17 protein-coding genes are annotated in these 22,338 nt (G+C 61.6%); 9 read left to right on the forward strand and 8 right to left on the reverse strand.

What is annotated here, in order from left to right; all coding sequences use genetic code 11:
• Positions 1-205 (forward strand): hypothetical protein (locus NMG80_RS37845; protein ID WP_436798623.1); only part of this gene is annotated, 205 nt, incomplete at its 5' end.
• Positions 206-681: 476 nt separating this feature from the next.
• Here the strand turns inward: NMG80_RS37845 and NMG80_RS15750 are convergent.
• From NMG80_RS15750 to NMG80_RS15760, 3 genes are all read right to left on the reverse strand, one after another.
• A complete protein-coding gene (locus tag NMG80_RS15750) occupies positions 682-3,294 on the reverse strand; it encodes a bifunctional diguanylate cyclase/phosphodiesterase (RefSeq protein ID WP_254018965.1) in 2,613 nt (870 codons plus the stop codon).
• A 528-nt stretch (positions 3,295-3,822) separates the two neighbouring features.
• On the reverse strand, positions 3,823-4,830 hold the full coding sequence (locus NMG80_RS15755; protein WP_254018942.1) for a class I SAM-dependent methyltransferase: 1,008 nt from the start codon (positions 4,828-4,830) through the stop codon (positions 3,823-3,825).
• Between the two features lie 407 nt (positions 4,831-5,237).
• Complete coding sequence (locus NMG80_RS15760; RefSeq protein ID WP_254018943.1) at positions 5,238-5,672, reverse strand: YybH family protein; 435 nt, start codon at positions 5,670-5,672, stop codon at positions 5,238-5,240.
• Between the two features lie 153 nt (positions 5,673-5,825).
• Between NMG80_RS15760 and NMG80_RS15765 the strand changes: the two genes are divergently transcribed.
• Positions 5,826-6,206, forward strand: coding sequence for an iron chaperone (locus NMG80_RS15765; protein WP_254018944.1), 381 nt, complete (start codon positions 5,826-5,828; stop codon positions 6,204-6,206).
• A gap of 23 nt (positions 6,207-6,229) precedes the next feature.
• Here NMG80_RS15765 and metH read toward each other — a convergent pair whose 3' ends face one another.
• Together metH and NMG80_RS15775 are read right to left on the reverse strand one after the other, a co-directional pair.
• The gene (gene metH / locus NMG80_RS15770) at positions 6,230-10,039 is read right to left on the reverse strand and encodes a methionine synthase (RefSeq protein ID WP_254018945.1); all 3,810 of its coding nucleotides are present in this window, start codon (positions 10,037-10,039) and stop codon (positions 6,230-6,232) included.
• A 370-nt stretch (positions 10,040-10,409) separates the two neighbouring features.
• On the reverse strand, positions 10,410-11,297 hold the full coding sequence (locus NMG80_RS15775; RefSeq protein ID WP_254018946.1) for a DUF7847 domain-containing protein: 888 nt from the start codon (positions 11,295-11,297) through the stop codon (positions 10,410-10,412).
• A 154-nt stretch (positions 11,298-11,451) separates the two neighbouring features.
• Between NMG80_RS15775 and NMG80_RS15780 the strand changes: the two genes are divergently transcribed.
• Genes NMG80_RS15780 through NMG80_RS15805 form a run of 6 tightly spaced genes read left to right on the forward strand, consistent with a single transcriptional unit; the run spans position 11,452 to position 17,411 of the window.
• Positions 11,452-12,078 (forward strand): DUF4129 domain-containing protein, encoded by a 627-nt coding sequence (locus tag NMG80_RS15780; RefSeq protein WP_254018947.1) that lies wholly within the window; start codon positions 11,452-11,454, stop codon positions 12,076-12,078.
• Positions 12,075-13,280, forward strand: a complete 1,206-nt coding sequence (locus tag NMG80_RS15785) for a DUF4350 domain-containing protein (RefSeq protein ID WP_254018948.1) — start codon at positions 12,075-12,077, stop codon at positions 13,278-13,280. Before NMG80_RS15780 ends, NMG80_RS15785 begins: the two co-directional genes overlap by 4 nt.
• Positions 13,267-14,223: an AAA family ATPase gene (locus NMG80_RS15790; RefSeq protein ID WP_254018949.1), complete on the forward strand. Its 957-nt coding sequence runs from the start codon at positions 13,267-13,269 to the stop codon at positions 14,221-14,223. Before NMG80_RS15785 ends, NMG80_RS15790 begins: the two co-directional genes overlap by 14 nt.
• Positions 14,220-15,530, forward strand: a complete 1,311-nt coding sequence (locus NMG80_RS15795; protein ID WP_254018950.1) for a DUF58 domain-containing protein — start codon at positions 14,220-14,222, stop codon at positions 15,528-15,530. The genes NMG80_RS15790 and NMG80_RS15795 overlap by 4 nt, the downstream gene beginning before the upstream one ends.
• On the forward strand, positions 15,527-16,558 hold the full coding sequence (locus NMG80_RS15800; protein ID WP_254018951.1) for a stage II sporulation protein M: 1,032 nt from the start codon (positions 15,527-15,529) through the stop codon (positions 16,556-16,558). The genes NMG80_RS15795 and NMG80_RS15800 overlap by 4 nt, the downstream gene beginning before the upstream one ends.
• Positions 16,545-17,411 (forward strand): RDD family protein, encoded by an 867-nt coding sequence (locus NMG80_RS15805; RefSeq protein WP_254018952.1) that lies wholly within the window; start codon positions 16,545-16,547, stop codon positions 17,409-17,411. The genes NMG80_RS15800 and NMG80_RS15805 overlap by 14 nt, the downstream gene beginning before the upstream one ends.
• A gap of 15 nt (positions 17,412-17,426) precedes the next feature.
• Here the strand turns inward: NMG80_RS15805 and NMG80_RS15810 are convergent, their stop codons facing one another.
• On the reverse strand, positions 17,427-18,113 hold the full coding sequence (locus NMG80_RS15810) for a D-lyxose/D-mannose family sugar isomerase (RefSeq protein WP_254018953.1): 687 nt from the start codon (positions 18,111-18,113) through the stop codon (positions 17,427-17,429).
• Between the two features lie 147 nt (positions 18,114-18,260).
• Between NMG80_RS15810 and NMG80_RS15815 the strand changes: the two genes are divergently transcribed.
• Positions 18,261-19,319, forward strand: a complete 1,059-nt coding sequence (locus NMG80_RS15815) for a D-TA family PLP-dependent enzyme (RefSeq protein ID WP_254018954.1) — start codon at positions 18,261-18,263, stop codon at positions 19,317-19,319.
• 88 nt (positions 19,320-19,407) lie between these two features.
• Here the strand turns inward: NMG80_RS15815 and NMG80_RS15820 are convergent, their stop codons facing one another.
• Positions 19,408-20,172 (reverse strand): heme ABC transporter permease, encoded by a 765-nt coding sequence (locus tag NMG80_RS15820; RefSeq protein WP_254018955.1) that lies wholly within the window; start codon positions 20,170-20,172, stop codon positions 19,408-19,410.
• A gap of 265 nt (positions 20,173-20,437) precedes the next feature.
• Positions 20,438-22,210, reverse strand: a complete 1,773-nt coding sequence (locus NMG80_RS15825; protein WP_254018956.1) for a glucan ABC transporter ATP-binding protein/ permease — start codon at positions 22,208-22,210, stop codon at positions 20,438-20,440.
• Positions 22,211-22,338: the final 128 nt, after the last annotated feature.

Raw genomic sequence — 22,338 nt, forward strand, 5'->3', positions numbered from 1 at the left:
GGAGCAGCAGTGGCGTTCTGCCAAGCAAACACACTGCAAACCGCTAGAACCAAGCCGGATGCGCGGTAAACTCTGGTTCGCCTCAAAGTCATTGTTGCTGGACCTCTGCTACTCGCCGACACTCAACCTTACCACATCTGCTGACACTCGAGCCACGGTGACCACCGCCGTCACAGTTAGCGCATTTCTCATATTCAAGCTTTGATATTGATCAACCGATCAACCCGCGCGTAGGGCGCGATTTGCGAGCGCCTCCCCATATCATCGGCGGTCCAGCAGAGATTCATTTGTCACCGGCCAGGCGCATCATTCTGGAGTCGGACCTATTTGCGCTGACTAAGAAGCCCCGTCAGCAAACGAACTCGGTCACAGCACTGTATTGGCGGTATCCCTCTCCCGACTCGAACCCCCGAGAGCTGGCAAACGCGACACCCAAGTGGACCTCTCTGTCGTGAACCGCTGAGGGTATCTACAGAGCCTAATGCGTCAATCAAGCTTGTCCTATAGCATGTTCAGATATTCTGATCTCTTTCAAAAGCGCTCGCAATTCGGCTGGAAATGCGAGACAAAAAGCTCGAAAAGCTTCCAGGAACCCCAGCCACACTCCTCTGCCGTGATCGGCCAATCTCCAAATCCTAAGACTCAAGCGTAGCGCCACCCTGTGACCTGAGGCGGATGCGCTTATACTCTACCCAACCGGAGCGGTTCATCCAAAATCCGTCCAGTGCGCAGACGCCGAGATCGAACGAAGGCCTTTAGCCCGTCGGCATCCAACGCCTGCCCGAAGGCATAACCCTGCAATATGTCGCAGCCCAAGCTCTTGAGTGTCTGTGCGTGCTCCATCGTCTCGACACCCTCCGCTACGACCTCGATACCCAGGGATTTGCCGATTTCGATGATCGACGAGACGACCTGCCTTCGTTGCGGCGATTTGACAATTGGAATGACCAGTTGGCGATCTATCTTCAACCGGCGAGGCTGCAGCTTGAGCAAGCTGACTATAGAGGCATAGCCCGTGCCAAAATCGTCTATTTCTACGTCAATGCCGAGCGCTTTTATCTGCTCAAGATTCCAGGTAACAAAGTCATCATTCTCGTCAAGGAAAATTGACTCAACGAGCTCGAATGAAACTGTCCCCTTCTTGATATTCAGCTTCCTGAGACTCTTTATGAGTTCCTCATCCTGAAGGCGGCGTGCCGAAACATTGACCGACACCCGCGGAATGTGAAGATTCGCAGCGGACCACCCTTCGAGATCCAAAAGCGATTGCTCTAATATGTTTCGATCGATGATCGAGACGACATTCAGCTCTTCCGCAATCCTTAGGAAGACGTCGGGCGCCAAAATGCCCTTCTGCGGATGCCGCCATCGCGCCAGCGCCTCAACCCCAACAATTTCAAGGGTTTTTGCGTCAAATTGCGGCTGGTAGAAGGGAATGAACTCGTTGCGCTCAAGGCCGCCGAGAATTTCGTCGGCAATTCGTTTTGTCTCGACGATCTCGCTTTGCATCGCCTCGGTGAAGAATTCGTATCGATTGCGCCCACGACTCTTTGCTCGGTAAAGCGCGATGTCAGCGTTGACCAGCAGGTGCTTGGCTTCGACATCTTTTCCGTCATCGACTGCAATTCCCACGCTCACGCCAAAACGGCATCGATGGCCCTGATAGTAGACCGGTTCTCGCATCTGGCTGATGACCCGGTCAGCGAGCAGCGCCAGTTGCTTGATATCGTCATGCGCCACGCACAGGACGACGAATTCGTCTCCTCCGATCCGAGCGACGAAGCCCTCACCATCGACCTTGGATCGGAGGACAGTCGAGGCGTGGACAAGCATTGCGTCGCCTGCGGCGTGGCCAAGCGTATCGTTGATGTGCTTGAACCGGTCCAGATCTATGTGAAGCAGTGCCGCATAGCCGCCGGCGCGCCTGGCGTTTGCAGCGTAGTCTTCCAGCACCTGGTCGAGGTAACGCCGGTTGGGCAAACCGGTCAGCGAATCGTGGAGCGCAATGTGCTCTATGCGCGCCTTGGCCGACTCGAGTTCCGCATTTTTCGACTCGGAAAGCTGTTTTGCGCGAACCAGGTCCTTGTTCAGCAGGACATCGGCTGTCACATCCCATTCGGCGCCAATCATTTTTGGGGTGTCGTTTGCGCTCCGGTAAATTATCGCCTTGGATCGAACATGGCGAATCTCGCCATCCGGCCGAATAATCCGGTACTCCGACAAATACGGCCCGCCGCCAGCCGTCGCGCGATCGAAATCGGCGTTGGCGCCAGCCAAATCATCCGGGTGGATTGCTCCCGCCCAGTCCAGGTAGCCGCGGCACTCCCCAGTCGGTTTGCCGTATATTTCATTGACGCGGTCGTCCCATTTAAGCTCGTTGGTCGCGAGATCGTGTTCCCAAACGCCAATAGCCGACGCTTCCAGAGCGAGTTCCAGTCGCCTCGACAATCGACTCAGTTCCGCATAATTGCGCTGTCTCTCGCCAATCAGACGACCCGTAACCAGGAATGGGATCACAACCAACGCCCCGGCCACCGCCATGATTGCGCGCAAGTACCACGCGTTGTCGGGCGTCGAAGGCCAGCCGTTTTTGGGAATGGCTGCGATCCGCCAAGAACCGGACGGAAGCAGAACGTCGGCTGTCACCGGATTGCTTTTGGCGACGCGCTCATTGCCGAAGAATTGCTCTCCGGTTGGACCGAGAGCGTCCTTACCGATCAGCGCTATGTCAATCCCGAGATCATCGTCAAGCAGGCCGCTCGCCTTATAGAGGCGCTGAACGTCGACAACGGCCGAAATGATGCCCCAGAATCTTTCGGTGTTGCCTGCACTGCGCACAAAGACCGGAATACGACCGACGAAGCCCTGCCCTCCCTGCCTCAAGTCGACGGGACCGGCAAGGATTAGCTCGCGCTCATCTCGCGCCCTTAGCGCGGCCACACGCTGGCGCTCGTCCTTGCGGTAATCGAGGCCTATCGCCTTCTCGTTGCCGTCCATCGGGTACATCAGGGAAATGACCAGATCGGGCGCGCCGGCAATATTCTTCAATTGCGAGCCCCTGCCAAACAGGTTGCTCGCCAGCGAGGCGAAGCGCTGCTGTCCCATATAGGGCTCGGTTACGACCGTCGCGACCAGTCCCTGCACCAGTTGAAGGTTTCCGTTGATGTTGCCTTCAAGCTTGGCGCGGATAAGATTGACCTTGGCTAGGACATCCGCTCGGGCGGCTTGATCCGAGACGACTTTGTTCTGGTGGTCCGCGAACGCTGCGCCAACGGCAATAACTATCACCGCCATTGCCGCCGGGATATTTGCCGACGAGAAAACGGCCTTCCTAATACCGCCGAACCTAGCGCGGAAAAGAGCCAATAGGCGATTCCTCAGATGCTATTCAGGTTCTGGGCCAACCCGACCAGGGTATATTAGCTATCAATATTTAATTTTGACCTTCACGGGTCCTAACATTTTTGCACGTCCCAACCGCCTGAGGTGGCCGGAGTGGTTGACACGGACCTGCGGCTCCGGTTGACGACTTAAAGCGCGTCGCGGCTGAATGGGATTCATGCGACGCGCTTCAGGTGGTTGTTTTTACGCATAGCCGGTCATGGTTGAAGGGTAGTAGCGTTGTTCTGAGCCGCTGCATTCTTCGGCTGATGTCACGGGATGGATCCCAGGGTCTGCGCCGCGTCGCTTCGCTCCTTGCTCCGCCCTAGGATGACGAAGGCGCGCGGCGGGATTTAGCTAATCGCCAGCGTTGGATCGGTGGCTGCAGGCCGGCCGGCAGCGACCGTCAGTCAAAGAACCAAATCGCTGCGCAGGGGAACTCTAATGACCCTCAACCGCCTTGGGGGTAACCAGGTAGGGTATCTTGCCGATGCTACGCTTCGTGGCGCCAATGGAGTAGGCCATTGGGATCTTGGGAGAGTTCTCTGGCAAGCCGAACATATCCTTGCCGGCCCTCACGGCAAATGAAAAATGCTGCCACGAAACCGTGTCATGCTCATTGAGAAAATCCAGCGTCAGCCCAGCTGAAATCAGCGCGTTCACCACGTCGCTGACCGGATGAATCCACTCATAGTAGCGCGGATGCTTCAAGATGCGGTCGTCGCCGGTATAGGTGAGTTCCTCGTTCCATGCGAGTGGTCGAGCTATTGGCGTTCGCCAGTCATGCTTGAACTCCAGCGCCGCAGCCTTGCGATCACACTGGAACATCAACGGATGGCCCTCGGCGAGATAGAGCCGGCCGCCGGGCCGCAGGAGATCGGCAACCACCCGCGCCCAGCGGAACACGTCGTCAAGCCAGTTTACCGAACCCCAGGTAACGTAAGCGATGTCAAAGGTTCGGCCGAGCGCTTCGACTGCCTCGAACAGTGGCGCCTCGACGAAGCGCACATCAGTGCCTGCCTTTGCGGCGAAATCCCGCGCCGCTGCGATCGCCGTCGGTGAAAAGTCGAGGCCGGTCACGCTGCCCGCGCCCAGATTCTTCAAGCTGATTGTGTCGAGCCCGATATGGCATTGCAAATGGACGATATCCTTGCCGACAATGTCTCCGACCTCGCGCGTTTCCAGCTCATAGAGATTGGATCCGCCAGCCAGCACATTTTCTATGTGGTAGCTGCCCGTCGTGTCGGTCGAATGCAGCTCGGCCCGATCATCCCAATTAAGGCGGTTCGCACCCAGAAACGGTTCCAAATTGCCCCCCCCAAGTCCCTGCCGAGACCAATATTTGGTAAACAGAACGTTAATATACTTTGCAGCTAAAGTGTCGCGCGTCAATCCGAGGCGGTACGGCGCACCACCGCTGCAGGCCAGGCTCACCACCGCTCTGACCACGGGGAGGTGCCTATCCGTGTCTTTGCAGAACGAGCGCGCAATCAGGACAGGGCTGCTGTCATGGAGGCTTTTCGCCCTGTCAGCCTCGCGACGCGATTTTCACGCGGCTGCGTCAAGTCCCTGCGCCGGCATATAGTTGAGTACAGGGCCGAGCCAGGGCATGCGCTTGCGCCGCGCATATCCTCGATCTGGTCGCGTACGACCTTGGCGCCATGGACGCACCACCGGGGCTGAACTGAAACCGCGTGTGCGCAGGGTGCTGCGATTCGACCCCCTTTGCCCTTTACGCAAGCCTCGCGCTTCACCGGCCCGCGATCGATTGGGTCAGCGATTTCGGCAAGCCCCATGGCTGGGTCGGTCGAGGGCAGCGCCGGAAGAAGTTTGGTATCGTGCGAACGTCCGCGGAGCTACGACTGAAACTCCGGCTGTGCCTGCATTGTCCGGAGATCGATCGGCATAGATATGTGTTCGTGCGTGATCATCCAGTGGTCACTCATCTTCCGCAAACCCGACGTCACACGCACCCAATAGTCGGCTTTCTCCCCGTTCGTTCTTTTGCTTCTGACGTGGCACAGACTATGGCAGAACGCCACGTCGTCTCTGACTGTGACGAGCAGCTCGTGCACCTCATAATCCATCGGACCGTCGACCGAGGCAAACCACGCCTCGAAGTTCTTTCGATAGGCATCGGCGCTCTCGATCCGCAGCGGCGGCCTGATGTCGAATACGACGGTAGCCGCGGCATAGTGTGCCATCAGGGCTTCTATATCCTTGGCCCGCAATGCCTGCACCAGGTCATCCAGGCCTTTGCGGATTTCCGTTTCTTCAGTCGGGGTCTGCATAGGGCCCTCCTTCATTGCATGAGGCATTATCCCTGACAGCCCGTTTGAGAAGTCGGGCCGATGGCGCAGGATGGCCCATTGCGGACCTTCTCCTGATCAGCTTGATTCAGTCATCCAACTGGTTAAAGCTGAGATGGTGGGCGCTCGCCTTGAATGTCACCCCAGCATAAGCCTGCTCTGGCCAAGTTTGCTGATCACGACGCCTACATAGCTGAGGCTCCTAAAGACCTCCGCCCTCTGCTGGTTCGATTGCGCTCTCAACTTGCGCGCGCGCTGCCTGACGCCGAAGAAGTCATCGCCTATAAAATGCCAGGGTTCAGGATCGGACAATCCATCATCGCGGGTTATGCAGCGTTCAGTAAGCAATGCGGCCTCTATCTATCTCCTTCCGCCATCAAGTCGCATGCCGACGACATTGCCGCGGCCGGGCTCAAGTCTACCAAGACTGGCGTCACCTTCTCGCCGAGCCAGCCAATCCCTGACGGGCTCGTTAAGAAACTCGCCCTGGCTTCCAGAAAGGATCAAAACCTCTGATGGCCGGGTCAAAAGCTGCTACCTTACTCCGCAGCTTCGGCGAAGGGGGTCGGCACATAGTTGAGTATAGGGCCGAGCCAGCGCTCGACCTCGGCTAGCGGCATGGCCTTGCGGCGCGCATAGTCCTCGACCTGATCGCGTTCGACCTTAGCGACGCCGAAATAATAGCTTTCGGGGTGCGACAGGTAGATGCCGGACACGGAGGAGCCCGGCCACATCGCAAAGCTTTCGGTCAGGCTGACGCCGGCGTTGCGCTCGCCGTCGAGCAGGCGGAAAAGCGTCGCTTTCTCGGTGTGGTCGGGCTGCGCCGGATAGCCTGGCGCCGGGCGAATGCCGCGATAGGGTTCGCCGATCAGCTCGTCCGGCGCGAGTTTCTCGTCCGGCGCATAGGCCCAGAACTCCTTGCGCACGCATTCGTGCAGGCGTTCGGCGAAGGCTTCGGCGAAACGGTCGGCCAGCGCCTTGACCATGATCGACGAGTAATCGTCGTTGGCCCGTTCGAAACGCTCCGCGATTGCCGCTTCCTCGATGCCGGCGGTGACGATGAAACCGCCGAGATAGTCGGCCTTGCCGCTGTCCAAAGGCGCGACGAAATCCGCTAGCGCGACGTTCGCCTTGCCGTCGCGCTTGGTCAGTTGCTGGCGCAGCGTGAAGAAGGTCGCCAGCTCCTGCGACCTGGCGTCATCGGTGAACAGCCTGATGTCGTCGCCGACGGTATTCGCCGGCCAAAAGCCGATGACGCCCTTCGGCGCGAACCATTTTTCCGCGATGATCTTGGCCAGCATCGCCTGGGCGTCGTCGAAGAGTTGGCGTGCCGCCGGTCCTTGCGCCTCGTCGTCGAGGATTTTCGGGTAACGCCCCTTCAGCTCCCAGGTCTGGAAGAACGGCGTCCAGTCGATATAGCGCGCGAGCTCGGCCAAATCCCAGGCTTCGAAGGTTTTCAGGCCGAGAAAGGACGGTTTTGGCGGCTGGTAGGCCGACCAGTCGATCCTGTGGGCGTTGGCCCGCGCCTTGGCGAGCGGCAGGCGCTGCTTGTCGGCTTCGCTGCGCGCATGCGCATCGGCAACCTTCTTGTACTCGGCACGAACATTGTCGACATAGCCTCCCCTGGTCTCGTTCGACAAAAGTGCCGACACCACGCCGACGGCGCGGCTGGCATCGGTGACGTAGACCGTCTGGCCCCTGATATAACGTGGATGGATCTTTACCGCTGTATGCACGCGGCTGGTCGTAGCACCGCCGATCAACAGCGGAATGTCGAAACCTTCGCGCTCCATCTCGGCGGCCATATGCGCCATCTCGTCGAGCGAGGGCGTGATCAGGCCGGACAGGCCGATGATGTCGACCTTTCGCTCGCGCGCAGTCTGCAGGATTTTTGCCGCCGGCACCATGACGCCGAGGTCGATGATCTCGTAATTGTTGCAGGCCAGAACGACGCCGACGATGTTCTTGCCGATGTCGTGGACATCGCCCTTCACCGTCGCCATCAGGATCTTGCCGGCGGTCTGGCGCTCGCCGGTGTCAACGCCATTGGCGGCGTTCGCCAGCTTTTCCGCCTCCATGTGCGGCAGCAGGCCGGCCACGGCCTGCTTCATGACGCGGGCGGATTTCACCACTTGCGGCAGGAACATCTTTCCCGCGCCGAACAGGTCGCCGACGACATTCATGCCTGCCATCAAAGGACCTTCGATGACATGCAGCGGACGCTCGGCGGCACGTCGCGCTTCGTCCGTGTCGTCGTCGATGAATTCGGTGATGCCGTTGACCAGTGCGTGCGAAATGCGCTGCTCGACCGGCCAGTCGCGCCAGGCGAGATCGCGTTCCTGCGCTTCTTTGCCCGCCGTGCCCCTAAAACGTTCGGCGAGTTCCAGCAGGCGTTCGGTCGCGGTGCCGCCGCCCTTTGGCTGACGGTTGTTGACAACGTCCTCGCAGGCTTCGCGCAGTTCCGGATCGATTGTGTCATAGACGGCAAGCTGTCCGGCGTTGACGATGCCCATGTCCATGCCGGCCTGGATGGCATGGTAGAGGAACACCGCATGCATGGCCTCGCGCACCGGTTCGTTGCCGCGAAACGAGAAGGAGAGGTTCGACACGCCGCCCGATATGTGGACATGGGGAAGCGTCGCGGTGATCTGCCTGGCGGCTTCGATGAAGTCGACGCCGTAATTGTTGTGCTCGTCGATGCCGGTAGCGATGGCGAAGATGTTCGGATCGAAAACGATGTCCTCGGGCGGGAATCCGGCCTGCTCGGTCAGCAGTCTGTAGGCGCGGGTGCAGATCTCGACCTTTCGCGCCTGGGTGTCGGCCTGACCCTCTTCGTCGAAGGCCATGACGACCACCGCCGCGCCATACGCGCGGACGAGCTTCGCATGGTGCAGAAAAGCCTCCTCGCCTTCCTTCATCGAAATGGAATTGACCAGCGGCTTGCCCTGCACGCATTTCAGCCCGGCTTCGATGATCTCCCATTTGGAACTGTCGATCATCACGGGAACGCGGGCGATATCAGGCTCAGCGGCGATCAGGTTGAGATAACAGACCATCGCCTGCTTCGAATCGATCAGGCCTTCGTCCATATTGATGTCGATGATCTGCGCGCCATTGGCGACCTGGTCGCGGGCGACGTCGAGCGCGGCGGCATAGTCGCCCGCGGTGATCAGCTTCCTGAATTTCGCCGAGCCCGTGACGTTGGTGCGCTCGCCGACATTGATGAACGGAATCTCGTCGGTCAGCGTGAACGGCTCGAGCCCCGAAAGGCGCATCTTCGGCTCGATGTCGGGAACAGCGCGCGGCGGATGTTTCTTCACGGCCTGTGCGATGGCGCGGATATGGTCGGGCGTCGAGCCGCAGCAGCCACCGACGATATTGACCAAGCCGTCGCGCGCGAAATCCTCGATCTGCGCGGCCATGAACTCCGGGCTTTCGTCATATTGGCCGAATTCGTTGGGCAGACCGGCATTCGGATAGGCGCAAACAAAGGTGTCGGCGACGCTGGATATTTCGTCCAGATGCGCGCGCATGGCTTTGGCGCCCAGCGCGCAATTGAGGCCTATCGTGAACGGGTTGGCGTGGCGGACCGAATGCCAGAAAGCCGTCGGCGTCTGGCCCGACAGCGTGCGGCCGGACAGGTCGGTGATCGTGCCGGAAATCATCACCGGCAGATGCACATCCTTCTCGATGAAGATCTCGTTGCAGGCGAAGATTGCCGCCTTGGCGTTCAGCGTATCAAAGATGGTCTCGATCAGGATGATGTCGGCGCTGCCGTCAATGAGACCGCGCAGCTGCTCGCCATAGGCAAGGCGCAATTCGTCGAACGTCACGGCGCGGTAACCGGGATTGTTGACGTCCGGCGACATCGAGGCGGTGCGGTTGGTCGGCCCCAGCGCACCGGCGACGAAACGACGCTTGCCGTCCTCCTGCTCAGCCCTTACCGCTGCCCTGCGCACCAGCCGTGCACCGTCGCGGTTCAGAGCGTAGACCGCGTCCTCCATGCCGTAATCCGCCTGGGCGATGGAGGTCGAGGAGAAGGTGTTGGTTTCAAGGATGTCCGCCCCGGCGATGGCGTATTGATAGTGAATCTCCTCGATCGCCTTGGGCTGCGTCAGGATCAGCAGGTCGTTGTTGCCCTGCTGATGGCAGGCGCACTCGGCGAATTTGTCGCCACGGAAGTGGTTCTCGTCGAAGCCCAGGCCCTGGATCTGCGTGCCCATGGCGCCATCGAGAATGAGGATGCGTTCGCGCGCCGCCGCCGTCAGCGCCGCAAGCACTTCCGAACCGTCGGGCTTGGCCGCGACGGGGCCGAACAGGTCGTCCAGCGATGATAGGTTTTGCGACATATTTCGTCCTCAAGGCGACGGTCGCGTTTAAGCGACATAAAGACATCTTTATGTGAATATACGGCATTTTTCCGCCACTGTCACCCCTGCCGCCGCTGGAGGCGTGCGGGGCAATCGCTTGAGGCTGCCGCTGCCACCTGCGTTTCTTGCGTTGGTGATTGGCGAAAGCCAAAGCGACATCCGATCTCCCCACTTGCGGGGGAGATGTCCGGCAGGACAGAGGGGGGTGGGAAGGATCGCCAACTCGACTTACCCATCCCAACCTGGAACACCCCGAGGACGTGACTGCGATTGGTTCGTGCCGCCTTCGTCGCATCAGCAACCGCCTGAACTGGACAGGTTACGTCATGGCTTCAGTGACACTTCCCCGCTATGAGAAAATTTCCGCCAGTTCGTCGATGCCTGTGCCTTCCTTGACCTGACGCAGCTCGACATAGCTGACCGCGATGGCAACCGATATCACTGTAGACACGACCGTCGACACAACCGCGCTTCCGATCGCGCCGACAATCAGGCCAACGGTCGAGAGGCTGCCGGTAAGGGCGAAAGCCAATCCAAACACCAAAGCGAATGCCATTTGGATGGCAATCACCGCCAAGAACAGAATCAGTAAAAGACCGAACAGTGACCAGCGGCTGCCCTTCGTCAGAGCACGGCTGCGCGACATCGAACCAAACACGCCAAGCCGCTCCTGGATCAGCACGGGTATGGAAACCGATACACCGAGGAGCAGCATGATGCCTGGAACGAGCAACGCTATGAACGCTATGAACGCAATGGGGGCTCCAAAAACGGGAATAAACAAGCCCGCCACGAACATCGTCACCACTACCGCGAAGATCATGGTGAGGAAGACAACCAGGGCAATCCCGAGCGTCGGGAACATGCAACGCAAAGCGATCTGGATGCAGTCACCGATTGCCGGGCGCTTGCCATTCAAGTCTTCTATCGTCGCCCTCACCAGTGAAGATTGAAACAACAAAGCCAGCACAAAATATATCAAGCCAAAAGCGATCGATATTGACGAGTTGCCTAGAACCGCCGAGGGATCGGTAACCGCCATGCTTTCGGGATTGGCAAAATCGAGGTTGGCAAAATTTCTGTAATTCCAAAAATTAAGCACCAGTGCCGGAAGGGCGGAAAAAAGAGCCGCCAGTCCGACCAACAGACCCGGATTGCGGCCGATGACCGCAAAACTATTGTTGAAAACCCTGCCGATGCGGAACTTGTCCGGTCGTTCCAGTGTCGTCGAAACCATGATGCGTCCCCTCGCTCAATCGCCGCATATCGGCTGGTGATCCCCGCACCAAATGTGCCAACATTGGAGATCACCGTCTAGCCCACTTGCAATTGCCGTTGTGCATTGCCACTGTCGACTGGGGAACCACAGGTTGCAGGGGAAGCGGTTGGCAGTGGCACAGCCAGGCACAGCGGAAGCCGAATGGCTGGCAAAAGCGCATCAGCAGTTGATCTCGGATACGTCGATCCAGTTCGAGCTGCCGGCCTATGTGCCGCCGCAGCCGCCTGACTGGCTGAAGCCGCTGCTGGACCTGTTGTCGTCGCTCGGTCCCTACATGATCTATCTGTTCTGGGGGGCGGTGATATCAGGTGCCGCGACCATCCTGCTCCTGGTCTTTCTTGAGATGAAGGGTGTCGCCTGGCGGCTGCCCTGGCAGCGCGCGCAGCGCGAACCCGAGGCGGAGGAAGCATGGCGTCCCGACGCCGGCGCCGCGCAGATCCTGCTGTCGGAAGCCGACGCGCTGGCCGCGCGAGGCGACTATGACGAAGCTGTCCATCTCCTGCTTCGGCGCAGCGTCGCCGATATTGGCGGCCGGCTGCCGGATTTTTTGCGCCCGTCGCTCACGGCGCGCGACATCGCCGCTGCTGCTTCGGTTCCCGCCAAGGCCCGCGCGGCGTTTAGCGAGATCGCACGCATCGTCGAAGCCGCATTGTTCGCGCGCAGGCCGGTCGGCGCCGAAGGCTGGCGGCAAGCACGCGGCGCCTATGAGCGGTTCGTCTTCCGGGATGCCTGGATATGAGCGCTGCGACGGTCGAACCAGCGGCACAGGAACCGTTCAATCGAAGAACGCTGTTTTGGGGCATTTTCGCCAGCCTGCTTGCGGCAGCGGGTTTCTTCCTGCTGTCCACCTATGCGCCCGATTTCCGGCAACCCGGCAATGGCGGCGCCACGCCGCTGGCGAAAAGCGGCGTCGGCTATGCCGGCCTGGCGGAATGGTTGCGGCTCACCGGCGAGACGCCGGCCATGGCACGAACCGAGGACGATCTCGGCACCGACATGCTGCTGATCGTCACCATTTCGCCCGAGAGCGATCCCGCCGCGCTCGACCACATCCTCGAACTTCGGCAGGACCTGCATACCCTCTTCGTGCTGCCCAAATGGCAAACCCTGCCGCTGGAGGAGCACGAGGGATGGAAGATGAAATTCGGGCGGTTGCCCGATCCCGTGGTGAACCAATGGCTCGGCCGGATCGCCAATGCAAAGATGGGCGTCGGCCAAAGTAAGGTGCGACAACTCGACGTCGAAGGCCGCCTCGTTGCCGCCCCCGACGAATTGCAGTGGGTGGCGGACGAGGATCCAATCATAGCAGCTGGCAACGACAAGGCTGTGCTCACCGAACTGGACGACAAGCCTTTTTATATCCTGACCGACCCCGACCTGATCAACAACGCCGCGCTTCGAGATCCCGCCAAGGCGGCAGCAGCGCTCGACCTGATTGCATTGGTGCAACCCGAAAAGGGCCAGGTCATGTTCGATCTCACGCTGCATGGCGCGGGGCGAAAATACGACCTTGCCAAGCTCCTGGTCGAACCGCCGTTTCTGGCGCTGACACTGACGATCCTGGCCGCGGCGGCGCTGGCTTTCCTGCACGGCCTCGGCCGTTTCGGCCCGCCGCGCGCCGCCCAGCGCGCCATTGCCTTCGGCAAGCGTGCGCTGGTGGATACGACGGCGATGCTGTTGAGGCGCGCCGGGCGGCTCGAGGAACTGGGAGGCCGTTATGCGGCGTTGATGCGGGTGCGCGCCGGTGCACTGCTGGGAGCGCCGCAGGGGCTGCAAGGCGAAGCGCTCGACCGCTGGCTCGATTCTCGCGATAAGGACGAAGTCAGCGGATTCACCGCGCGGGCGCAAGCCGCCGGCGAGGCGAAAAACCTGACGCAAATGCACGAGGCAGCCGAGCGGCTGCACGATTGGACGGCAAGGAGGCTCGGTGAACGTCGATGATGTGAAGGCCCTGGCGACACGGATCAGGGAAGAAGTGGCCAAGGCGATCACCGGACAGCACGATACGGTCGACCTGATGCTGACCGCCCTGTTCGCCGGCGGGCATATCCTGCTGGAAGGCCCTCCGGGCACGGCCAAGACAATGACCGCGCGCTGCTTCGCGCAGGCTCTGGGTGTCGCCTACGGGCGCATCCAGTTCACGCCGGACCTGATGCCTGGCGATATCGTCGGATCGAACATCTACAACTTCCAGACTGGACAGTTCACGCTGACGCGCGGTCCGATCTTCTGCGATCTTTTGCTTGCCGACGAGATCAACCGCACGCCGCCCAAGACACAGGCAGCACTTCTGGAGGCGATGCAGGAGCATGCGGTCACCTTCGACGGCACCACGCATTCGCTGGGCCGCAACTTCATGGTGGTCGCGACCCAGAACCCGATCGAGCATCAGGGTGTCTATCCCCTGCCCGAAGCACAGCTCGACCGCTTCCTGTTCAAGCACCGGGTCAGCTATCCCGGTCCCGAGGAGGAACGGGCCATCATCATCCGTCACGGCGGCGGCTCCGCCTCGCACGACATCGCGCAATACGGCATCAAGGCCCAGACGGATCGCAAGACGCTGGAGAAGGCACTCGAAACCGTCGGCTCCGTCACCCTCGTCGACGACGTCGTCGGCTACATCGCGGCGCTGGTGCGCGCCACACGCGACACCGCCGATTTGGAGGTTGGCGCCAGTCCACGCGCGGGCGCCATGCTGGCCAGGGCGGCGCGGGCGCGGGCGGCGCTCGACGGGCGCGCCTATGTGATCCCCGACGACGTCAAGGCGCTGGCGGTGCCGGCGCTGCGCCATCGCGTTATCCTGTCGCCGGCCGCGCAGATCGATGGCCGGCTGGTCGAGCAGATCGTCTCCGACCTGGTCGACCAGACGGAAGCGCCGCGTTGATCTATCCCAGCGGCCGAGCGGTGTGGACGACCGCGGCGGGCGCAGTGCCGGCCTTCCTGGTCGCGCTGGCGCTGCCGGCATTGTGGTATCTCGGATTGCTGTGGATCTGCCTGCTGCTCGCCTTCCTGGCGGTGGACGCCGCGGCGGGACGCGGGCGGGAATCGCTGGCCGCCAGCCTCCACGCGCCGCCGCAGGTCGGTGTCGGCGGCCAGTTCACCGTCCATGTCGCCGCCCGTTTTTCAGGCCCGACGCGGACCCTGGAGGCGCGCGTCGGGCATGATGAGCGCCTGGCGCCGATGGGCGGAACCGGCGGACCCCTGGTTGCCACAAAGGATGGCGGATCGCTCGTCCTGCGGTTCCAGGCGCTGCGGCGCGGCATCGCCAGCTTCGATCGTCTGTGGCTGCGCTGGCGCGGGCCGTTCGGACTGGTCTGGAACCAGGTCGTCCTGCCGATGGAAAGCAAGGTGGCAGTGCTGCCCGACGTCCGCAGCGTCCGCGACCAGGCGATCACGCTGCTGCAGCGCAACGCCCTGCCCGACGGGCATGCGCAGCGCCGGGCCGGCCAGGGCCGGGAATTCGAGGCGCTCAAGGATTATCAGCCCGGCATGGGCCGGCGGATGATCGACTGGAAGCGCAGCGCCCGCCACGGCAGGCTTCTGGCGCGCGAGTTCCGTATCGAGGAGAACAACAACATCGTGCTGGCCATCGACAGCGGACGCCTGATGTGCGAGCCGGTCGACGGCGTGCCGAAGGTGGACCGGGCGGTGGCGGCGGCCTTGCTGTCGGCGTTCATTGCGCTCAAGGGCGGCGACATGGTCAGCCTGTTCGGCTTCGACGCGCGACCGCGCGTCGCCAGCGGCGCGGTGCGCGGCGCGGCCAGTTTCGCGATGATCCAGAAACGGGCGGCGGAGATCGACTATTCCAACGAGGAGACCAATTTCACCTTGGCGCTAACCACGCTTGCGGCGCGGCTCGACCGGCGCTCGCTGGTGATCATCTTTACCGACTTCGTCGATCCGATCAGCGCGGAATTGATGCTGCGCACCGTCGGCCGGCTCACCGAGCGGCATCTGGTGCTGTTCATGATGATGAGGGATGTCGAGCTGGAGAGCTTGGCCGACATGCCGCCTTCATCAGGCGAGGATGTCGCCCGCGCCGTCATCGCCGGCGGGCTCTTGCGCGAAAGGCAGGTCGTCATCGGCCGGTTGCGGCTGCTCGGCGCGCATGTGATCGAAGCTGACCATAAAAGGCTGGGGCCGGCGCTGGTCGAGCGCTACCTGCAGGTCAAGCGGGAGGATTTGTTGTGACCGCGCCAGTACCCGGCGATGCTCGACGCGGCGATGCCGTACGCCAGTCGCTGGCCAGCTTCCGTCGGGAGCGCGAGGCCGACTGGAAGGCGTTCGAGGCGCTTCTCACCCGCGTCGAGAAACGCGCGCCGCGGACGCTGTCGGAAGAAGAGCTGCTGTCGCTTCCGTTGCTCTACCGTTCGGCATTGTCTTCCCTCTCGGTGGCGAGAGCGACATCCCTCGACAGCGCGCTGATCGCCTATCTCGAATCCCTGTCGCTGCGGGGATATTTCTATCTCTACGGGGCACGCCGCACACTGCGCCAGCGCATCGCCGACTTTTTCCTGCACGACTGGCCCGGTGCCATCCGCGATTTGTGGCGCGAGACGCTGGTGTCGGTGGCGCTGATGTTTGTCGGCACCGGCGCCGGCGCCTGGCTGGTAGCGTCCGACAAGGGCTGGTTCGACGCGATCATCCCGTCAAGCCTGGCGGCAGGCCGCGGTCCCGACGCTTCGGCCGAGTTGCTGCGCAGTATGCTCTATGATGGCGACAACGGCTTTCTCTCAGGCTTTGCTGCTTATCTTTTCACCCACAATGTCCAGGTCGCAATCCTCGCCTTCGCCCTTGGATTTGCTTTCGCCGCGCCGACGGTGCTGCTGATGCTGTTCAACGGCTGCATGCTGGGCGCGCTGTTCCAAGTCTATTGGGCAAAGGGGCTTGGCATGGAGCTTGGCGGCTGGCTGGCCATTCACGGCACCACCGAATTGTTCGCCATCGCGCTGGCCGGCGCTGCCGGCATGCGGATCGGCACGCGCATCGCCTTTCCCGGCGAATTGACCCGCATGGCGGCAGCCGCCCATGCCGGGCGGGTCGCGGCGACCGCGATGGTCGGCGTTTCGGTCATGCTGCTGTTTGCCGGACTGCTTGAGGGCATCGGCAGGCAGACGATCACCAGCGATATCACGCGCTATGCCATTGGCGGCGGTTTGCTCGCACTGTGGATCGGCTATTTCTATCTGTTCCAGGTGGTGCGCAATGGCGACCGCTAGACGCTCCGCGCTGGCGACAATGCGCTCGCTGATCACGCCTGAAGGTGTCGATCTCCAGATAAAGCTGGCCGACGCCGGCACGCGGGCTGCCGCTTTCCTGCTCGATGTCGTGATTATCGCCACGGCCGCAATCGCGGTCACGATTGTTGCGCTGTTCGGCGTAAGAGGTTTCGGCACTGATAAATTGCAGCCGCTTTTCATCGTCTGGATCATCGCGATCTTTTTTCTGCGCAACGTCTATTTCATCGCCTTCGAGGCGGGCCGGCGCGCGTCGACACCCGGCAAGCGGATCGTCGGCATCAGGGTGGCGTCACGCAACGGAGCTGGCCTGTCGGTCGATCAGGTCATCGCCCGCAATCTGATGCGCGAGATCGAGGTCTTTCTGCCGCTGTCGATTATCGCCGGATGGAGTGGGATGGGCGTCGCCGATACGCTGACGACAGTTTTTGGGCTGGTATGGGCGCTGCTGTTCGCCTTGTTCCCGCTTTTCAATCGCGACCGGTTGCGGATTGGCGACCTCCTGGCGGGAACCTGGGTCGTCGAGGCGCCGAAGCGCACGCTGATGGAGGATCTGTCGGCACGAAAAGATCCGGTCGCCAAGACTTTTCAGTTCAGCCACGCCCAGCTCGATGCGTATGGCATCGCCGAACTGCACAAGCTGGAGGAGGTGCTGCGCCGCGACGACTATTTCGCGCTGCGGGCGGTGGCGGAGACGATCGGACGCAAGATCGGCTCGACGCCGCAGGCGCATGATGCCCGCCCGTTCCTGACGGCGTATTACGGCGACCTGCGAGCCCATCTCGAGCGAAAGCTGCTGCTGGGCAAGCGAAAAGAAGACAAGCATCAGCGTTAGGACCGAAAGGCCGCCTTACCCCACCCACTTGTCGTAGTCGGACACCAAGAGGTGCAGGGGCGCGACGTCCTCGTCGATGTCGGCGAAGCGGCCGATCGGCTCGCGGAAGACATTGTCGGTGAGATCGTCGTTGACCGTCGACACCTCGCCGATCAGCACATCCTTGCCCTCGGCCCAGAACGCATGCCAGACGCCTGGCAAAAGCGTGACGCTCTCGCCCGGATCGAGCTTCAAGAGCCCGCCCGCCGGCAGCCGGTGGATGGTCCCGTCGACCGGCACCGATACTTCCGCCTTCGGATCGATGCCGCCATCGCGATCGTGCATGAACAGCTCCAGCACCAGCTTGCCGCCGCCGCGGTTGATGATGTCTTCGGCCTTGATGTTGTGACGATGCATCGGCGACAACTGATCCTTGCGCGAGATCATGATCTTCTCGGCATAGAGCATGCCCATGCCCTTCTTCATGTCCTCGTAGCGACCGTTGCGAACGGTGAACAGGAAGAGGCCGAGTTCGCTAAACTTGCCTTGGCCGTAATCGGTGATATCCCAGCCGAGCCGCGAGGAGAAGATGGCCGACGAATCCTGCCGGCGCGCCTTCATCTGTTCCGGGGTCCAATAGGCGAAGGGCGGCATGATGTAGCCGAACGAACGGATGAAGGCATCGGCGTCGCGGATGATGTCGTTGATAGCGGAGCGTTTCATGGTTGTGGTTCCTTCCCTTCGGCCCAGGCGATCTCCAAACCGAATAGCCGAACACCGATCCGGTGTCGACGTAAACCGCATGCTGGCCTCATGACATCCGGGCCGATCAAGGCCATAAGTCCAGGCAAAATCCCAGGGTGAAAATCCATGCTGAGCATAGACGACCTCGATACGCCGGCGATCCTGATCGATGTCGACCGCGCCGAAGCCAATATCGCGCGGGCGCAGGCCCACGCCGACCACCACGGGTTGAAGCTCAGGCCGCACATCAAAACCCACAAACTACCTTACTGGGCAAGGAAGCAGATCGCTGCGGGCGCCGTTGGCATCACCTGCCAGAAGATCGGTGAAGCCGAGATGATGGCCGATGCCGGGCTCACCGACATTTTTCTGCCTTACAACATCCTGGGCAGGGCCAAGCTGGAGCGCCTCAAGGCGCTGCACGGCCGCGTGACGCTGTCGGTGACGTCAGACAGCATGGAAACGCTTGCGGGTCTCGCCGCCAGCTTCGCCGATCCAGGCCAGCCGCTACAGGTGCTGGTGGAATGCGATACCGGCATGGGCCGCTGCGGCGTCCAGTCGGCCAGCGAGGCGGTCGCGCTGGCCAGAGAGATCGACAAGGCCAGGGGGCTCGCCTTCGGCGGGCTGATGACCTATCCGGCGGCAGGCCACGCCGCCGAGGCCGAGACTTGGCTGGCCGATGCGCGCCAGGCGCTCGCCGCATCCGGCCTTGCCTGCGAACGCATCTCCAGTGGCGGCACGCCGGATATGTGGCGCGCAAGCGAGGCTTCCGTCGTCACCGAGTACCGCCCCGGCACCTACATCTATCTCGACCGCTACCAGGTCGCCAAAGGCGTCGGAAGCCTTGACGACTGCGCGCTGACGGTGCTGTCGACGGTGGTCAGCCATCCGACGTCGACACGGGCCATCCTCGATGCCGGCAGCAAGGCCTTGTCCAGCGACACGCTGGGGCTGCCCGATTTCGGCGAATTGTTGGGCATTCCGGGCGCCACCGTCACCAGCCTCAGCGAGGAGCACGGCAACGTCACGCTTTCCGGCGACGCCAGGCTGCGTATCGGCGAGCGCGTGCGCATCGTGCCCGACCATTGCTGCGTCGTCAGCAATCTGTTCGACGAGGTTCACCTGATCGCCGGAGAACGGGTGCTGAAGACGCTGCCGGTGGCGGCGCGCGGCCGGATGGGGTGAGAAGCGGTCCGCGGAGCGGACGAAAACCAATGCTTGGCTTTCGAGTTTTGACGCCCTGAGCCTGCGAGGGGGGCAAAGCTGAAATGAGTCAGGCTGATTGCCGTTCAGCCTGCCTCGCCGCGACACGGCGCATCGAAATGACCCGGCGACGCCGGATTTCCGTGCGCATCGCCATCAGATGCAGCGCGAAGAACAGCACGGTAAAACCCAGAGCCATCACCAGCAACGGCCGCAACAGGCTGGGATCGATGGTCGGCCCGCCGAGCCGGAACACCGAAGCCGGCTGATGCAGCGTGTTCCACCAGTCGACCGAGAATTTGATGATCGGGATGTTGATGAAGCCGACCAGGGTGATGATTGCGGCGGCCCAGGCGGCGCGCGCCGCATCGTCGAGGGCCCGCGTCAGCGCGATGATGCCTAGATACATAAGGAACAGCACGAACACCGAGGTCAGCCGCGCGTCCCACACCCACCAGGTGCCCCACATCGGCTTGCCCCAGATCGAACCGGTGATCAGCGCGAGCGCTGTAAAGACGGCGCCGATGGGCGCCGCCGATTTCAGCGCGACATCGGCCAGCGGATGGCGCCATACCAGCGTGCCCAATGCGGAAATCGCCATCAGCGTGAAACACATCATGGCCAGCCAGGCGAAGGGCACATGGATGTACATGATCCGTACGGTGATGCCTTGCTGGAAATCCTCCGGCGCCGTGAAGCTCATGTAGAGCCCGGCGGCCAGGAGGAGTGTGGCGATTGTTGCCAACCACGGCACCACCTTGTCGGCCAACCCGACAAACTGTGTCGGGTTGGCGAAATCCATCCAGCCGCTGAGGCGTGAAGTCATGTCACTCATGCAGCTTTACATAAACCTGCGATGCGTCTGCGGCAACTACAACACCGCGTCGCAGGCGGGGCCTTGCCTTCTCCCCATGTGGGAGAAGGTGGATTGGCGCGCAGCGCCAAGACGGTTGAGGGGTGCTGGACGGAGTGGGCGCTAATGAACCTGATCTGCCGTGCGCCTGAACTTCGATTCTGGAGGAAGGCCGGCGCCAAGCTCATCCGGCCGCTTCGCGGCCACCTTCTCCCACAAGGAAGGGGAGAAGGGCGAGCCTGGCCGCTCAGGCGGCCTCGTCCGTGATGGTGCGGCTGAGGCGGCGGACTTCCTCGTCGTTGAGCAAGCCGCCGGCGCGCAACAGGCTGGCGAAGCGGCCATTGCGCATCGACAATTCGGCGAAGCCACCCGTTTCGACCACCTTGCCGTTGTCCATGAACACGACCAGATCGGCATCGCGAACAGTGGTCAGGCGGTGCGCGATGATGAAGGTGGTGCGGCCGCGCCGCAATTCGTCGATCGCTTCCTTGACGCGGTCTTCCGTCTCGACATCCAGCGCACTGGTCGCTTCATCGAGCACCAGAATGGGCGCATCCTTCAGCACGGCGCGCGCGATCGCGATACGCTGGCGCTCGCCGCCCGAAAGCTGTCCGCCGCGTTCGCCGACGACCGTGTCGTAGCCGTTGCTCTTCGACAGGATGAAATCCTGCGCGGCAGCGGCGTTGGCGGCGGCGTGGACCTCATCATAGGTCGCCTCGGCGCGCCCGACGCGGATATTGTCCTCGATCGAGCGGTTGAGCAGGCCTGCATCCTGGAAAACGGTGGCGATCGAGTGGCGCAGCGACTTGCGGGTCACCGTGCGGGTATCGATGCCATCGATCAGGATGCGGCCGCTGGCCGGCGAAAAGACCCGCTGCAAAAGATTGATGAGCGTCGTCTTGCCTGCGCCCGTCGGACCGACGATGGCCACGGTCTGGCCGGCATGGACCTCGAACGACACATCGTTCACGCCCTGCCCCGAATTGGCGAATTCGAAATTGACGTTTTCGAAACGCACATGACCAGTGACGTTGACCAGGTCACGCAACCCGTCCGGCTCGGCGGCGTCTGCCGCGGAGTCCTCCAGGCGATAAAATTCCTCGAGCTTGGCCCTGGCTTCCGAAATCTGGTTGGCGAAGGCCGACATCTGATCGAGACGGGCAATCAGCAGCGTGGCAAATCCGGTGAAGGCGATCACGTCACCGATACGCAGTTGGCCATGCATGACCAGATAGGAGCCGATCAAAAGCACGACCATCATCGAAATGGTCGACGACAGACGGTGAAGAGCGTTGGCCAATGCCCACCAGTCGAGCACCGGATACTGAGCATCAAGCAGGTTCTTAACGTAGCGCTTCAAGGCGTCGGTCTCGTGGCCGATGCGATTGTAGCTCTGCAGCACGGCGACATTGCTGACCGAGTCGCTCACATGCGCGAACACCTGGTGAAAGTGCCGCTCCACGGACGCCTGGCCTTCCCTGGTACGACGCATCACCAGCCGCCCGATTCCGACGTAGAGAGCGCCCAGCGCCAGCAGGACCATCGACATCCGAATGTCCATGCTGAGCGCCGTCGGCACCAGCAGAACCAGTGCGACAACGGTCGACAAATGCTGCCTCATGAACTCGAGCCAGAGGCTGAACAAGGTCTCGACCGCGCGCAGCAGCGTATGCAGAGAATTGGAGGTGCCGCGCTGATGATGCCAGGCAAGCGGCATGGTGATCACGCGCTCGAATGATTGGCAAAGAACCTCGCTGCGCCGCGCATGGGCAAAGCGGTCCGCGCCGCGCGCCACCAGAACGAAGGCGACGACGTTGAAGACGCCAATCCCGGCCCACAGGCCGAGCGTCGAAAAGACCGAGCCGCCGTCCGAAATGGCATCGATCACTCGTCCGAACATGATCGGCTCAAGGATGGCGATAATCGCAAGCGCGACATTCGCCCCACAAATAAACGCGACGCGTTTTCTGTCGGCAGCGAGATAACCGAGCGCTCTCCAGTAGATTTGCAGAAGGGACACTTCAGCTACTCCGGCAAATTGTTATTGTGCACTGCATCATTTTCTGACTCGTACCCGTTGACGTGTCGCGAAACAATGCCCGTGTATCCCTTCAGTTCCCAATTCGCGAACAAAAGATGGCGACGCTG

Source organism: Mesorhizobium escarrei (assembly GCF_935825525.1).
In the GTDB taxonomy this organism is placed as follows: domain Bacteria; phylum Pseudomonadota; class Alphaproteobacteria; order Rhizobiales; family Rhizobiaceae; genus Mesorhizobium; species Mesorhizobium escarrei.